The sequence below is a fragment of the Enterococcus sp. OL5 genome (genome assembly GCF_006491895.1).
Taxonomy (GTDB): domain Bacteria; phylum Bacillota; class Bacilli; order Lactobacillales; family Enterococcaceae; genus Enterococcus_D; species Enterococcus_D innesii.
Map to the genome: position 1 here is coordinate 206,564 of NZ_VHIL01000001.1, position 15,790 is coordinate 222,353.

11 protein-coding genes and 1 pseudogene are annotated in these 15,790 nt (G+C 41.6%); all 12 read right to left on the reverse strand.

Annotated features, from left to right (window positions below; all coding sequences use genetic code 11):
- Positions 1–374: 374 nt before the first annotated feature.
- Positions 375–2,150, reverse strand: a complete 1,776-nt coding sequence (locus tag FJU10_RS00950) for an ABC transporter ATP-binding protein (protein ID WP_140964910.1) — start codon at positions 2,148–2,150, stop codon at positions 375–377.
- Positions 2,150–3,898, reverse strand: a complete 1,749-nt coding sequence (locus tag FJU10_RS00955; RefSeq protein ID WP_140964911.1) for an ABC transporter ATP-binding protein — start codon at positions 3,896–3,898, stop codon at positions 2,150–2,152. Before FJU10_RS00955 ends, FJU10_RS00950 begins: the two co-directional genes overlap by 1 nt.
- Before the next feature lie 201 nt (positions 3,899–4,099).
- Positions 4,100–4,321 carry a YneF family protein gene (locus FJU10_RS00960; RefSeq protein ID WP_005225816.1) on the reverse strand — a complete coding sequence of 74 codons (222 nt, stop codon included), beginning with the start codon at positions 4,319–4,321 and terminating at the stop codon, positions 4,100–4,102.
- Between the two features lie 107 nt (positions 4,322–4,428).
- Entirely contained in the window at positions 4,429–5,232 is an 804-nt protein-coding gene (locus FJU10_RS00965; RefSeq protein WP_140964912.1) for an ABC transporter permease, read from the reverse strand.
- 2 nt (positions 5,233–5,234) lie between these two features.
- The gene (locus FJU10_RS00970; protein ID WP_140964913.1) at positions 5,235–6,143 is read right to left on the reverse strand and encodes an ABC transporter ATP-binding protein; all 909 of its coding nucleotides are present in this window, start codon (positions 6,141–6,143) and stop codon (positions 5,235–5,237) included.
- A 240-nt stretch (positions 6,144–6,383) separates the two neighbouring features.
- Positions 6,384–7,908 (reverse strand): annotated as a pseudogene (locus FJU10_RS00975) (helix-turn-helix domain-containing protein).
- Between the two features lie 296 nt (positions 7,909–8,204).
- Positions 8,205–9,257 (reverse strand): LPXTG cell wall anchor domain-containing protein, encoded by a 1,053-nt coding sequence (locus FJU10_RS00980; RefSeq protein ID WP_140964914.1) that lies wholly within the window; start codon positions 9,255–9,257, stop codon positions 8,205–8,207.
- Positions 9,258–9,439: 182 nt separating this feature from the next.
- Positions 9,440–10,810: an Ig-like domain-containing protein gene (locus tag FJU10_RS00985; protein WP_140964915.1), complete on the reverse strand. Its 1,371-nt coding sequence runs from the start codon at positions 10,808–10,810 to the stop codon at positions 9,440–9,442.
- Positions 10,811–11,113: 303 nt separating this feature from the next.
- Positions 11,114–13,204: an ABC transporter permease gene (locus FJU10_RS00990; protein ID WP_140964916.1), complete on the reverse strand. Its 2,091-nt coding sequence runs from the start codon at positions 13,202–13,204 to the stop codon at positions 11,114–11,116.
- Positions 13,176–13,952, reverse strand: a complete 777-nt coding sequence (locus FJU10_RS00995) for an ABC transporter ATP-binding protein (protein ID WP_077454307.1) — start codon at positions 13,950–13,952, stop codon at positions 13,176–13,178. The genes FJU10_RS00990 and FJU10_RS00995 overlap by 29 nt, the downstream gene beginning before the upstream one ends.
- Before the next feature lie 89 nt (positions 13,953–14,041).
- Entirely contained in the window at positions 14,042–14,989 is a 948-nt protein-coding gene (locus FJU10_RS01000; protein WP_081118084.1) for a sensor histidine kinase, read from the reverse strand.
- Positions 14,986–15,681 (reverse strand): response regulator transcription factor, encoded by a 696-nt coding sequence (locus FJU10_RS01005; protein WP_081118083.1) that lies wholly within the window; start codon positions 15,679–15,681, stop codon positions 14,986–14,988. Before FJU10_RS01005 ends, FJU10_RS01000 begins: the two co-directional genes overlap by 4 nt.
- Positions 15,682–15,790 lie beyond the last annotated feature (109 nt).

Sequence of the window (15,790 nt, forward strand, 5' to 3'; positions counted from 1 at the left end):
ATTCCAATCACCCTCCACAATCCTCTCTCGTCGGTTGGGCTTTTCGTAAAAGATAGGCTCAGGATGCTTGCCTTTTGCTTAGATCAGCTTCCCTCCTATTTATCCTCTATGATTTGATCCTCCTATTTGCGCAACATTTCACATGAAGCTCCTTTGCCACTCGCTTGACCACGCGTAATTCCTAGTCTAAACCGAAAGGAATCGCGACCGTTTGATCCGTTTGTATGTCTAGGAGCTAGTTGCTTTAATGTCTACATAATAGCAAAGGGTGAAAACGCTGTCAATCACAAATAGAAATTTTTCCCTTCATTTGTTCAATTTATACAAAATAGACCTTAAAATACCTAGGTGGTATTTTAAGGTCTATTGGTCGTTTAAACTTCACTTGCCTGCAAACGATACATATCGGCATACAACCCTTTTTGAGCCAAAAGTTCATCGTGGGTGCCTCGTTCGACGATCGAGCCTTTATCAAGCACCAAAATTAACTCGGCATCGCGGATGGTAGACAACCGATGGGCGATCGCGATCGTGGTTCGCCCTTGACGCATATTGGCCAATCCTTCTTGGATCAGTCCTTCTGTTTCAGTATCAATATTGGCAGTTGCCTCATCCAAGACCAGAACTTTCGGATCGGTCACCATCGTGCGAGCAAAGGAGATCAATTGTCGCTGACCGCTTGAATAACTGGCACCTCGTTCAATCACTTTGGCGTGGTATTTACCAGGTAGTTTTTGAATGAAAGCATCTGCTTGAACAAATTTTGCTGCTTTTTCAATCTGTTCCTCATCAATGTCCTGATTTAATAAGCGGATATTATCAGCGATGTCCCCATAAAACATGAAGGCATCTTGCAATACGAGTCCAACTTTTTTCCGAAGCTCTTCCATCGTAAAGTCGCGGATATCTTGATCATCGATCAAAATTTGCCCTTCCCCGAATTCGTAAAAACGCATCAGCACATTGATGATCGAGCTCTTGCCACTTCCTGTGTGACCGACTAAAGCCACGGTCTCACCTGGATAGGCGATGAAAGAAATATGATTCAATACGTTGTTTTTTCCATCATAGGAAAAACTGACATCACGAAATTCGATTTTTCCTTTGGTGATGGTTTGACTGGCATTGGGGTTTTGCTGCGGCGTATATTCTTCATTATCCATAATCTTCAAAATACGGCTGCCGGCTACCATCCCATCAGTAAAGACGCTGAGAAAATCCATCATCTGTGTCATGGGATTAAAAAATCCTTGAATATAGGTCGTAAAGGCGAAAATCAACCCGACTTCAATGGGCGATTCTAAAGCATCAAACCCAAAGACCGTCAATGACAAGGCGATCGCTAAGGCATACAACAAACTAATGATTGGTGATAATAGCAGCGCATTCGTGCGGATCATGGCGTATCTAGTTTTCAAATAATCATCGTTGGTCGCTTCGAATTCTTCATTCAGCCGCGCCTCTTGGCGGAATTGTTGAATGATCTGCATACCAGAAATCGATTCATTCAATTTCGTATTCAGCTGACTCAGTTTTTCCCGCATTTGACGATAGATACGAGAGCTGAATTTTTGATAATACCAGATGACTACCATTAGGATTGGCAAAAAAATCAAGTTTAGTAAGGCGATTTTGACGTTGATGCGGAACATGGCGGCAAAAGAAGAAACCACCGCAAAAATTCCTGTCAATACCATCAAGAAGACATACCAAAATTCATACAATGTTTCTGTGTCGTTGCTGACCCGTGAAACGATTGACCCTGCTGGTGTCTGATCGAAATAACGCATCCCAAGACTATGCAATTTTTCAAATAATTTTGCTCGAATATATTGATAGGTTTTTAAAGAACCCATCGAATAAAGGAACCATTGGAAAAACCAAATCACAGCTTTTACCAAAACCCCAAAGAAATACAGCGCAGCAAAGAAATAAATGACTTGCTGGGTCGCCGTTTGATTGGTCAAATAATTATCCATAAAGGTTTGAATGATCAAAGGCAACAAGATATTGACGATCGATAGCACAAAAGCAAAAAAGATCGCTGCATAGAAGGTTTTTCGAAATGGCTTGGCAAAAAGAAACATTCGTTTGATGATGTTTTTTTGCTCTTTAAAGGGAATCGATTTGCTCCATTCTGATTCTTGCATTAGGCTTCACTCCCTTCGATTTTAGCTTCTAATTGCTGTTTGTCCCACATTTTTTTATACCAGCCATTTGCAGCCAATAATTGTTCATGGGTCCCGCGTTCACTGATTTTCCCATTGTCGATCACCAGAATTTCTTCTGCGTGCTTGACACTGCTTAGGCGGTGAGCAGCAATGATTGTTGTTTTATTCTGACGGAAGGTCCGTAACTGTTGTAAAATAGCTTCTTCCGTTTTGGCATCTACTGCTGAAAGGGCGTCATCTAAAATCAATAATTCTGGATCAGTGATCAAGGCACGGGCAATGGATAAACGCTGTTTTTGTCCGCCGGAAAGAGAAACACCACGTTCCCCCACCATCGTTTCGTATCCATCAGGAAACTGACTAATATCCTCATGGATCACTGCTAATCCAGCAGCCGCTTCCACTTCTGCTTGAGAAGCTCGTGGTTGCGCAAAGCGGATATTGTCTCGAATCGTCATGGAAAATAAGAAATGATCTTGCGGAACATAGCCAATCGAACCCAAAAGAGCATTCAAGGAGTATTGCTTGCTATCGATGCCCCCGAAGGTGATCGCTCCATCAAATGAATCATACTCTCGCAACAAGAGCTTCATCAAAGAGGTTTTTCCAGCACCGGTTTTCCCGACGACACCTAGTGTTTGCCCGGCAGGCAAAGTAAAGTGGATGTCTTGCAGGGCAAAATCATCTCCTTGATAGTGAAACTCATTGATTTGAACGTTCACCGTTCCTTGGGCTGGGGCATTGACCGCATCTTTGGCTTCAATAATATGGGTCTTTGCCGCCAACAATTCGGCAACCCGATCATAACTAGCATTGCCTCGTTCCAGCACATTAAACAGACGTCCGATGGCAAACATCGGCCAAACTAACATACCGATATAACTGATGAAGGATACCAATTGACCGATCGAGATGGTACCGTCCATAACATAATTGCCGCCAACGATGATCGTCAGCACATAGGAGATTCCGATGATGATCGTAATAAACGGATCAAACAAGGCATCCAGAAAATTGACTTTGCGGTTTTTGATGATGGCATGGTCGATTTTGGTTTGAAAATCAGCGATGTCCTCTTTTTCCTGTCCAAAAGTTTTGATGACTTTCATCCCAGTAATACTTTCTTGGGCTTTGTCGTTGATGGAAGAAAAGGCTTCTTGCGAGTCACGAAACGCATCATGCAATTTGCTACCAAGAACCCGTGCCATGACTGCTAAGAAAGGCAGCGGCAATAGAGCAATGATCGTTAACCGCCAGTCGATAAAGAGAACCATCGCAATGATGGTTGCCCCTCCCGAGATGAAGGAATCGGCAAAGGTTAAGATCCCCGCCCCTGCCACATTTTGGATGGCATTCAAGTCATTGGTGGCATGGGCCATCAAATCACCTGTCCGATGCTTTTGATAAAACAACTGATCCATCCTTGTAAAATGTGCAAATAGCTGTCTGCGTAACGTTTTTTCTAGCCGAGCAGCACTGCCCCAGATATGCGTCCGCCAGACGAAACGGAACACGTATTGAGCGATAGCTGAAGCAATCAAGATCATGACCCAAAAAAAGATCGTCTGCATCGAGATCTCTTTTTCCGCAATCTCATCGATGATGATCCCAATAACTTTTGGGGGTGCCAACTGTACCAAGGCGACTAGGACTAAAGAGCCTACGCCTAACAAATAATGTTTCTTTTCTTGTTTAAAAAACCAACCTAACTTCCTAAATATTGACATAACACTCTCCATTTCTTTGTGACCTGTTGCCTAAATTTTGCGATTTTTCCGAATATTTATTAGATTCAGATTCGATTGCTACCCCGCTATTCGCAGAACGTAAATAGCAAAAGCAGCATGCGGCCATTTTTTTATTAGTTTCTACATTTTGCCGCAATAAAAAGCGAGCTGATAAAATCAGCCCGCTTCTTAGAAAAAAACCTACTTTTGGTTTTTCATTTGCTGCATCATCTGACGAATTTTTTTCTCAGAAGGTTTTTGACCCATTGACATCATCATCGAGCGAAGCATATCCTCATTAACGGGAGGATTTTTCTTTAGATAATCTTGCATATATTTTCGCGCCAAAAAGAAGCCGCCGACAGCGCCTAGTAATGCTGCAACAACAGCGATCACGATTACGATTCCTATATTAATAGTCATTTGAAAACTCTCCTTTCACTTGTACTCTCAATGAATCATTTTACTAGAAAAAAACACAAAAAGAAAGAGTGAAAGCTGGATTTATCCAAAAACTTTCACTCGTTTCCTCAACTTAATGCGACATCTCTTTTGTTGAATAACCAATTTGTTAAAAGGTAGATTAAAACACTGTAAACAAGGATCCCGATCGCCATTTGCCAATAGCCCAATCCCGGATCAAAAGCAGTCATCTGCATGTCAGGACTATTTAATAAACTCGGTATCTGCTCTTTGATATTCATAAAATTAAATGGATTCCACTTCAGCCATGGGTATTTTTCTTGCGCAAAAAGCATGATCGAGTTGATGATGCTGCTTCCGAACAACATACCCAAGCCTAAGCCTACCGCTAAGCTTTGAGAACGAATGACGGCTGAGATAAAGATGGTCAATGCAATATAAAAGACAATCAATAGCATGTTGGTTCCCGCAAAAACAAGGGCAACGAGAATCGCCGCTAGCCCGTTGTAGCCAGTAGCAGCAAAAGGTGATTCAGCTGCTAAAAATAAATTGGCGGCTGCTAAACTACTGATTAGTAAAACAGCAGTCCCTAAAAGCGCAAATAAAAACGTGTTGATGGCTTTTGCTGCTAAGATTTGGCTTCTGGAAAAAGGCCGAATCAATAAGAACTTGATCGTTCCACGACTGAACTCTTCCGCCACTGAAGAAGCTGCCACAATCACTACAAATAAGTTTAAGAACGAAGTCATGTCGCTCAAAGAAGCAAACAAATCATTGGCACCAATTTCTGGACTACCTAAGCGAACCACATAGGTCAACCCAAAAGTCATTAAAACCAATAAAAGCAGCATGATCCAAGTAGAACGTTTTTTTGTTAATTTGATCCATTCATTTTTAATCAATGTCAGCATGCTTACAAACCTCCTTCTTCGGTCCAAGCCAAGAATGTATCTTCTAGAGAAGATTGCTTTGTCCGTAGTTCTTTTAAGCCGATACCCGCCGTAACGATCGCTGCAGCGATTGCCGAACGCTGATCGGTTGCTAGAGTGACTTGCAATTCGTCTTCTACGTGCAAGACCTCGACGTCAAAGGAAGCTTTTAACAGTGCTTCTGTTTGCGCATTATCATCTGTTTTAATAATCAGTACATTTTTCTCTGCTTTCAACTCTGCCATTGCTACTTGATGAGTGACTTTTCCTTTTTGCACCACGATCAAATGATCGGCAATTTGTTCGATATCACTTAATTGATGACTGGAAACTAAGACAGAAACTCCTTTTTCTCTCAAAGAAAGAATCATTTCTCGAAACTCCCGCATGCCTTTAGGATCCAGACCATTCATCGGCTCATCTAAAACTAATAAGTCTGGTTGATGGACCAATGCCTGGGCAACACCCAAACGCTGACGCATTCCTAATGAATAGGTTTTGACTTTTTGATGGATATGTCCTTCTAAATGTACCTGACGAATAAGTGCTTCTAATTCTGCTGTCGTACTTTTTTTCTTCGCCATGCGCTGATACTGCATCAAATTTTCATATCCGGTCATGTAATTATAAAACTCAGGATTCTCAACGATCGCTCCGACTGAGGCAATCGCTGTTTTAAACGAAGAATCCAATAAATTTCCCATAATGGCAATCGATCCTGTGTTGTGCTTCATCAAGCCAACGATCATCCGGATGATCGTCGTCTTCCCAGCCCCATTAGGCCCTAGTAAACCAACGACTTGTCCTTGGTCCACCACAAAGGAAACATCATCAATGATTCGTTTGGTTCCAATCAATTTGGAAACATTTTGCAGTGCTAATACTTCTGTCAAAGTTACCCCTTCTTCCTAACACCATTTCTGCAACGATTTTAAATAAAAAACGTTATGATAATATGTATACCATGCCATCTCTGTATAAAAAAGTCAAGAAGCGAAAAAGGAACATCGATGCTCCTGTTTTTGCTTCTTGTCCTCTTCGTTTATCACTGTCACTTTTCAGGTTTGACCTATTGCTACTGGTCAAAAGCTTGGCAAAATTATAAGTTCTATCTGATCGATCTTATAGCGGAATCACTCCGTTTGGGTGAATGCCAGCTGGGCAAACGCTGCCTTGTTCTTGGCACTTCTGATCTGTTTGATCACTTGCTTGAGCTGTTTCCACTCCTTTGCGCTTGGGTGACCATTCCAATAAAAGAGGTACGGCTGTTCTTCCTCAGGAAATTCCTGATGGATCGGATAATCGCTGATCACCAAATCTGGCTTTTGAGACAGCGAATAATGGGCCATCGCTCGATGCGTGGCGTTCATCAAGCGGTTCTTGATCCAAAGCTCTTGCGTTTTTCCGTATTTCGAATGGATCGAGAACGTGACCGGCTGTTCATATTTTATAAAAATAACTCTCAGTAACATACAGTATTGGAAAATCAAGCGATCATTCATTTGCAGTAATCTACGCAACTCTGGTAAAGAAACAGTCGCTTCAAAAAAAAAAACGTTTCATGGTTGGATAAAGCACCGGAAAAGCTGCTTGCAGCTCTTGCTCGTCGGTTGTTTTGCCAAAACTATCGCTTTTTTGTCGCGTACCAAAACAGCCAGAGGCGGAATGGATCATTACCAGATTAACCAGTAAATAGTTTTTTTCGGCTTCTGTAAACGTCAACCGAAAATACACGGCTAGTTTTTCAACGAGCTGCGCTTCTTGCTGGTACTGTGGTTGAGTCAGCCACGAGATGTTAGCAGCATCGAGATCCTCCTCAAGATAGGTGTTCATTACGCCAAACATATAATACAAGAAACTGCGTTCATCCTCCGAAATATCAGAAAACGACAGATGATTCCTGTTAAACAATGGTTTCAAAAAGACCTGATCAAACTGATTTTTTTCAATTAATGGGTGCTCAAACGTAAGTACTTCTTTTGGTAAAAATAAAAGCGGATGCTTTTGGTGGATTCTTTGCACGGAGATAGCGAATAGATGAAGAAATTTCTCGATATCGATTTTTCTCATATAAGAAGCATGGTTTTCAAACAGCGCTACAGCCTGCTCTTTCTCCTTGAGCGATGCCAAGACTCGTGAGTCCTTCTCGTCAAAAATTTGCCAATAGGTAAGATGATAAAAATAGCGGATCGCATATTCAGCACCTGCCAAAGGATCACCTTTTTTTAAACTATAGGACAAATGATAGTTCGCCAAAACATGATTTAACTCCTGCAATTTTCGTTGAATCGTGCGGGGACTGCTAAAGGTTTTTTGACTGAGTTGTTCAAGGGAATGATAGTCCCCCTGAAAGAGTGCATCCAGCAAGATAAATCCAACGGTTCCCCGCAACAATACACTATAGGCTTGACTCAATAGGAATCGTGGAGAAAAAGCAATGGACACTTCTTTCTCCAACCGATCATAGGTCAAAGTAAACTGAGGATAGCGTGCACGAAACACCTCTACTTGCTGAACGATCGACTGCATTTTGTTGGTTTTCCAATCGAAAACACCTGAGAGCTCTTTCATTGTATAATCTTTCTTGTTCGTTTCGTAACAATGACTTAGAAACGCATAAATTTGTTTTTCTGTCGTATCCAAAAGTGCCAGTAACATGAAATTTCCCTCGCTTGAATAATCAGCAAACGCTGTTTTTACCCTAAATTTGTCATCTTACAAAATTGTAAGCTGTCAGTGTTTGGTGATCGTACCACCGTGCGCTCTTTTCTGTCAAATCACTTTTAACAAATTTTCCTTTCGTTATCTGTGTATTTTCATAAAAAAAGTCTGACGCCTCAATACGATCGTCAGACATTTTGTTAAAACAGTAAAACAAAACGTGATTGTGCTTTCTGGGGAAGAAAATTCCAATCGTGGGTTATCAAGTCTCTCATTTTCCTTGGCTTTTTTCTTTACTGCCTCTCATCAGAAAATAACTTTCGATTCAGCCAGTAAAGGAAGACAGCAAGGATAACCACGCCTAGACCAAAGAGGATATAGCGAATACTCGTATTTTTGCTGCCGGTTTTCGGTAGTACATCTGCATTGACCTCCTTAGCACTGCTTGTCTCCGTACGTTGTTCCTGTTCCTTTTTCACTGAAGACGATGCTTTAGCGAGTTGTTTACCTCCGGGATCATTGGAGGAAACACTCCGTTCGCTTGACTGACTTTGATTAGGCGCTAGTTTGTTTGGTTTCGTTTCTGAATCTGAAAGCTCCTCAGATGCAGCTTCACTAACGGTCGTTGTTCCTGTTGTTGCGGTGGTTTCTCGACTCCTAGTTATCTGACTTGATTCGCTCTCACTGACTGGTTGAGTGTTCAAACTTTCTGACTCACTTGAATTGTGACTACTTTCGATCCTTTGAGAATCCTGACTTGTGTTTTCCGTAGTAGAAGTCCTTGGATCCGTGGATTGAGAGTCGCTAAATTTCGGTTCGATACTACTAAAGGAAGAGCCCGTTTCTTCAGTCACCTTAGAGATTGCGCTTATCTCAGAGTTCGTGGTTTCGCTAGAGCTCGGGGGTGTTATTACCTGCCATTGACTGGGCTTCAAGTTCTCAGTTATCGTTGTTTCACCATCATATATGACAACTAAATCAACTTTATCCATACTTTTTATCTCATCAATAACCATCTCAGCTTGAATTCTTAAGTAGTTTTCAACACCTGAAAACCAATCGACATTCGTTAAAACTGTTTCGCCGATCACTTTTTCGCTGTGACCGTTCCCATCCCAACCATAAGTTAGTAGGACACGAACCTTTTGTGAAGTTAGTGTTTTGTTCGGACGCACCGGAACCGTAATCAGTTTCAAGGTTTCGTCATAGATCACTCGGTTGGTTTGAACAGAAAACGATAAATTCCCTCCGGCTCGTTCTTTTGCTGAAGTATGATCGAAACCAAACACCAGCAGCAATAATCCTGCTAACAGCAAAATCAACACGATTTCAACCAGTTTTCTCATTTCCTCACTTCCTAAATGAATATTTCAAGATAACTTGATAAGGAAATTATAATAAATTCTCAGAAAAAACATGCGCCGAAAAAAAAAGGAAAGTAGCCATAAAATGGCATCTTCCCTTTAAATAAGTCTTTATTAATTTTTCTTCCTAGTAATAATACTGCCTCCAAAATTTCAGTTTCTTTCTACCTGATAAATTTACACCAACTTAACTTCAACGCGCATCCTGCTAAAACCATTCCTATTGCAATCCATAAATGATTAGACGCTTCATTCGTTTTAGGAAACTGCTGTTTTTCTGACTGATTATGCAAATTATTTGATTGGGATACCTGCATGTTCCCAGGGGTTGAACTTTGATGTGTCATCGCCCCATTATTACTAGAACTACTCCCGTTATTTGATTCTGAACTACTAATCATACTGCTTCCACTACTTGGTTCCGTACTACTGCTAGTACTACTTTCACTACTTGGTTCCGTACTACTACTTGTACTGCTTTCGCTACTTGGTTCCGTGCTACTACTTGTACTACTTCCACTACTTGGTTCGGTTGTACTACTGGTGCTGCTTTCGCTACTTGGTTCCGTGCTGCTGGATTCTCCTGGTTCACCGGTTCCACCACCACCGCCACCATAGCGTGGTGTATAGCCAGTAATACTGCTTGTTCTTGGCACATCATTGACCACGGCATCAAGGATGCCCCGATTGGTATATTGTTCCAATGAACCATCCGTTTCTGTTTTGTAGGTAATGTAGATCCGTTCCTCTGTATCCCGCAAAGGAATTTCAAAGGAGCCATCACTGTTTAAAACGATCAGTACTTCATCAACATATGTTGGGTTGGAAACGCTGGGTCCGTAAACAACTCGAGCAGTCGTACTGACGAGTGTCTGATGGGGACCTAAAATATCAATAAACGTTCCATCTTTGATCGTCACTTGGTTTGTATCAAACGAGTTGATGTACACACGCCAATCAATAATCCGTTTGGGTTCTTGCGTACCTAAATACAGTCCTTGTTTGGTGAGTAAGGCACCCTCCCCTGTATCATCCACTGCTTGAATAAAAATAGGCACCGATTGCGTTCCATTTACTGTTTCGAAGTTAATGTTGTTGATTTGGTTCTCTGTCACTTCATCGCTGAACTTTGTCCAAAAATAAAAGTCCCCATGTACATTGGTATTTTTTTCGACAAATTCCGTGAAAACAAAGGTCAGCTGATTGCCAACTTGGGTAACATTGACCACTAAGTTGTTATTTTCATCGTATAAAGCATACGTATTATTGACGCCTTCAATCTCAACTGGCAAGGTGACTGTTGCTTTGTCACCGGCTTTTACGTCACCCAAATTTTCTAAACTCCACCTCATATCTATTTTAAACGAGTCATCTTTTTCGATACTTGTAATGACTTCATTGTGGCTATTGACGATCGACACATTTGTGATCAGCTTGGCTCCCACATCGGTTTCTCCATAAACAATCCGCATACCGGCAAAAACAGGAAGTAACAGTAGCAAGACAGCAAATGCTTTTCCTAGTCGTTTGATCATTGGTTTCCTCCTTAAGTGAGCGCTTAGCTAAACCTACCGATCACAGCAGTCACTGTGCTCGACATGAATATTGTACTTAACAATTGTCTTTTCGTTTCACGTTGAGAAAATAGACTTCCAGTTGCCACATTCTAGCAGCGAATCGGCGACTGCTTGATAGAATAAGTGTTAACTAATTTTATCTGCATATTAGTGATTTACACAATTAAAACGCTTCATTGCCAAAGGAAAATAACATTGCAGCAAATAAAAAGCCAAATCCCAATCCGTGTTGACTGAAAGGGATTTGACTTAAAAATTAAACTACTCTGTAGGATCGGCGATCCTATCAATTTGCTGGAAGTATCGATATTGACAAATCAAGTAAAAAACGATTTGAAAAATCAAAAAGAGACTAGCGATCACACCGTAGTATTGCCAAACAGGCAATTCTACTAAGATACGCAAAGCGGTCATCGCTACCGCAAAATGGATCATTGCCACGACTGTTGGCAAGAAGTACATCACTTGCAGCTGGCGTCTCAGAACGTTGTGCCGCTCCTTCGGCGACACACCTAAGATATGCAAGGAACGATGGTACGCCCCATCTTTATCTAAATCTGCAAATAAACGGAAATAGATAATTGAAGCGGAGAAAATAAAGAAAACCGAACCCAGTAATACCGTGATCATTAAAATGATGCCATTTCCCTGACGATTTTCTTGGAAAACTTGGTATTTCGAGGTATAAGACGTACGCATCGGAATGTCTTTTGCCGCTTCTGACCACTCTTCATCCGTATAGTCTCCTTTGGCTTCAAACTCCTGACTGAGCTCTTCGTATTGCTGATCGATCAAGGCATTTTCTTTATCTAAATTCCCATTGAAATCAGATACCAATTCAGGTGTTTCAGCCCATTCTGGATAGTCTAACCAAATAAAACCAGATTCCATATCATCGTTAGAGTTTTGTAAGAGGGCTTGCCACTCCTCAAAGGTCTTATCTGTCACAACTGACAGTCCAAAGAAATCCAGAGAAAGCATTGAGGGGCTGTGGACAATCGTAATATCCTTTTTTATACCGGTTTCTGAACCCAATTCAAGTGGGTAGATACTTGTGCGTTCGTTCTCAGGGACTTCTAGGAGCTGTTTTCGACGTGAATAATTAGCACTAAGTGTCATTATTTGATTATCTGCAACGGAATCAGCTTCCTCACCGATTTGTTTCATCATTTTCTGATAGTCGCTTTCTCGCATAATTGAAAAGCCATTCGTCGTATAAAATGAATCATTCATAACTGCAGATTCATCAAGATTCGCATAGGCCCATAGTAAGGAAACACTATCTGATACAGGTGCATACCCTTTTTCTTCTATGGCAGTTTTAATTTCATTCATTTTCCTCTCAGAATGATCGAGGTCTTCTGGCCCAGACCACGGAAATACATAGGCTACACTAATTCCTTGGATCGAAGAAAAAGAAGAACTGCCAATCGCCAGCATTACGGAAATCCCAACGAATGCCACGGAGGTACTAATAGCAATCAGACTATACATCGCCGCATTGTCTCGCATGCGAAAAATCCATTCGCTGATAGTCAGCATCCGAGTCCCTCGTAAGAAGGTCGGGCGTTTTTTTAATCGTTTCAATAGAAATACGCTGAACTGATGGAATGACAAAATCGTGCCCGCAACAGTCAACAAGACTCCTAGCATAAGCGGCAGCATCGAGTACGTTTGGTAGCTAAAATAAAAGACCGATCCATAGCCAATTAGTAACAGCACAATTCCTGAAAAAGCCAATGCCCAATGGCTTTTTGGTTCAGGACGTGGCTTTTCATTTTCCTTGATCAATGAGATGATCTGCTCTCCTTGCAAGGCGCGAGTACTGAAAAAGGAGATCAAGAGAAAAATAAAGACATAGATTCCAAAGGTCAATCCTAAACCTTCCATAGGAACCATAAATTTCAGTCCTTCTGTTAGATACATGACATTTTGCGCAATCAGCAGCAATAATTTCGTCAATAAAATCCCTAACCCAATACCGGTCACTGTGGCACAGGTTCCTAAAAGGGCATTTTCGACAAACAAAATCTTTCGCAGATCTTTTTCTTCGATCCCCAAAATCAAGTAGATTGCCAGATCACGTTTGCGTCGTTTTAAAAAGACCACAAATGTATACCATAAAAACAACAGCGACAGTAAAGCGATCACCACAAGTGCGACGGATAGACCGACCTTCGCCAATTCTGAAAGTGTACCGCTATTGGACAAATTTTCTTCCAATTGCGGATGAAAGAGCAAAAGACTAAAGATATAAAACACCATCGCCGCAAAGGCGCTACTGACGAAGTAGGCCGCATAGGTTCGAAAATTCCCCCGCAGATTACGAATGATCAACTGTCTGAAATTCATGACGGCGACCTCCTAAATGTGCTAGGACTTCAAGAATTTTTTGATAAAATTGCTGTTGATCAGCCCCGCGATAGACTTCGTTATACAGTTTTCCGTCTTTGATAAAAACGACCCGATCAGAAAAGCTGGCGGAATAAGGATCATGGGTGACCATCATGGTGGTCACCTTGCGCTGCTTGTTCATCTGACTTAGTATTTCCATGACATCTCGTGCTGCCTTTGAATCAAGATTACCTGTCGGTTCATCTGCTAAAAGCAATTCCGGCTGATGGATCAAAGCTCTAGCGATCGCAACCCGCTGCTGCTCCCCACCGGAAAGCTGATAGATGCGTTTGTCTTTTTTCTCATAGATCCCAAGTTCACGTAATAGCTGTTCCGAACGTTCTTTCATCTCAGGAACCGGCACCCGATCCAATGTCAGTGGTAAAATAACATTCTCAAGCACACTCAATGGTGAAAGTAAATTGTAGTTTTGAAAAACAAAGCCCAGTTGCCGACGACGAAACTCTGCGAGTTTTTGCTTAGATAATTCCAGCGGCTGCTCTCCTTTGATGATCACTGAACCTGCAGTCGGTTTATCCAATGTTGCTACCAAATTCAACATAGTAGTCTTTCCACTGCCAGAAGGACCCATTATGCTGATAAATTCTCCTTCTGGCACTTTGAGATCGATTTGTTGCAACACCTCAACAGAAACTTCTCCCGCATAGGTTTTTGTTATATTTTTCAATTCTAGTAAAGCCATCATCTTCACTCCTTTGCTACCAGTTTAGCAGGTGGCAGCGCAATCAGTTATCGATTTCGTGATAGAAAGCTTACAAAATTGTAAGAAAGCCTTTACGTCCGAAACGTTAATGTAACCGTCGTGCCTAGATTCTCCTTAGAGACCAAAGCGATATCGATATCCAATTGCTTGCTGATCGTTTCGACTAAGTAAAGTCCGATTCCAGTTGCCTCGCCTGTTTGCCGACCATTCTGACCTGTATAAAAGGGGCGAAAAACCCTTGGCAGATCCGCTTCCGCAATCCCACATCCTTCATCGGAGATCGTCAAACTTCTAGAAAACGGATCAATTTCAAAACAGACTTTGCTCTCTGGCTTTGAGTACTTAATGGCGTTGCTGATGAGTTGAAACAGCAAGATCCCTAGCCATTTTTTGTCTGTTGTGACCGTGATATCTGCATCACTCAACAGTTTCGGATAGACTTCGCTGCGAATAAAATTCCGCTTCTGTTCACCAATCCCGTGCTTGACCACTTCCAGCAGGGAGACGGACTCAATAACAAAGTCCTCCGTGAAATCTTCCAAACGCACAAAGTTCAAGGCGGTCGCCAAGCCGCTCTTCAAGCGATCTGTCTCAGCCAAAAGATCGTAGCTGTCGACTTTCTCACTTTCAGCCATTAGCGCCAAGACCGAGACAGGTGTTTTCATTTGGTGAACCCATATATTCATAAAACGGATGTGGTTTTGATGATGCTGATTCAGTTCGGTGAGTTTCTCTTGCATTTGCTGTTCTCTTGCATCGAACTGCTTACGCCATTTCTTGGAAAGAGAGCCATTGCTGCCACGAACAGCTTTTCCACTCTTGAGATAGTGATAAAAAGCGGCATTGGATAGATACTCCGCCAAAGAAACAAACAAAAGCAACAAGCAAAATAGTAACAGACCATACCCAATGACTAAATAATTTCGATACCCATCGAGCCAAATCACTAAGACGAACAGTGAAATAGCGAGAACGGTGATCAAAATTCTCGCTATATGAAGCTTGACGTATTCTCTCATTGTTCGGTACCTACTACCGATAAGGCGTAACCCTTGCCGCGAATCGTTTGGATTGGATCATTGATGCCCATTGCCGCCAATTTTTTTCGCAAACGGCCAACATTGACAGAAAGTGTATTGTCATCAACGAAACGCTCATCATCCCATAATAGATTTAAGATCCGTTCTCGTTTGACCATCTCTGGGTGTGCTGACATTAACAGGGTCAATAATTCTCCTTCTCGAACAGTCAGCCATTCACTGGCTTCACGATAGACCATCTTCAACGCTTCCGGATAATAGATTAATTCGCCAGCTTTCAAGCTTCGCGCACGATCCGACTGCGCATAATCCCCATAAACTCTGCGAATATGGCTCTTCACTTTAGCTAGCAGCAAGTCATAAGAAAAAGGCTTGACCAGATAATCATCGGCCCCGTATTCTAAAGCCATCACTTGATCCATGTTGCCATCGCGCGCCGAGATAAACAGAATCGGAACCAGCGAACGTTCTCTGATTTTTTGACACCAATAGAACCCGTCATAATAAGGCAGATTGACATCTAATAAAACCAAATCTGGTTGAATCGACAAAAATTCATCTAAAACAGCAGCGAAATTTTCTGGAACAAAGGTTTGATAGGCATAGCGGGATAATTGATTTTCCATCATTTTGACTAATGATTTGTCATCCTCGACCACAAATATTTTCATAGAATCCCTCCTGTTTCTCTAAAGTTTACCAAAACCTCGTGAAAAATACTGCAATATCCCAGCTTTTTTAAAAAAAATACACTTATTTATTGTAAGCAAAAATATTTTA

What these genes read in the sequence shown, in the direction of transcription:
- FJU10_RS00950 (WP_140964910.1), bottom strand. Translation starts at nt 2,150, where the DNA reads ATGCAAGAATCAGAATGGAGCAAATCGATTCCCTTTAAAGAGCAAAAA.
- FJU10_RS00955 (WP_140964911.1), bottom strand. Translation starts at nt 3,898, where the DNA reads ATGTCAATATTTAGGAAGTTAGGTTGGTTTTTTAAACAAGAAAAGAAA.
- FJU10_RS00960 (WP_005225816.1), bottom strand. Translation starts at nt 4,321, where the DNA reads ATGACTATTAATATAGGAATCGTAATCGTGATCGCTGTTGTTGCAGCA.
- FJU10_RS00965 (WP_140964912.1), bottom strand. Translation starts at nt 5,232, where the DNA reads ATGCTGACATTGATTAAAAATGAATGGATCAAATTAACAAAAAAACGT.
- FJU10_RS00980 (WP_140964914.1), bottom strand. Translation starts at nt 9,257, where the DNA reads ATGAGAAAACTGGTTGAAATCGTGTTGATTTTGCTGTTAGCAGGATTA.
- FJU10_RS00985 (WP_140964915.1), bottom strand. Translation starts at nt 10,810, where the DNA reads ATGATCAAACGACTAGGAAAAGCATTTGCTGTCTTGCTACTGTTACTT.
- FJU10_RS00990 (WP_140964916.1), bottom strand. Translation starts at nt 13,204, where the DNA reads ATGAATTTCAGACAGTTGATCATTCGTAATCTGCGGGGGAATTTTCGA.
- FJU10_RS00995 (WP_077454307.1), bottom strand. Translation starts at nt 13,952, where the DNA reads ATGATGGCTTTACTAGAATTGAAAAATATAACAAAAACCTATGCGGGA.
- FJU10_RS01000 (WP_081118084.1), bottom strand. Translation starts at nt 14,989, where the DNA reads ATGAGAGAATACGTCAAGCTTCATATAGCGAGAATTTTGATCACCGTT.
- FJU10_RS01005 (WP_081118083.1), bottom strand. Translation starts at nt 15,681, where the DNA reads ATGAAAATATTTGTGGTCGAGGATGACAAATCATTAGTCAAAATGATG.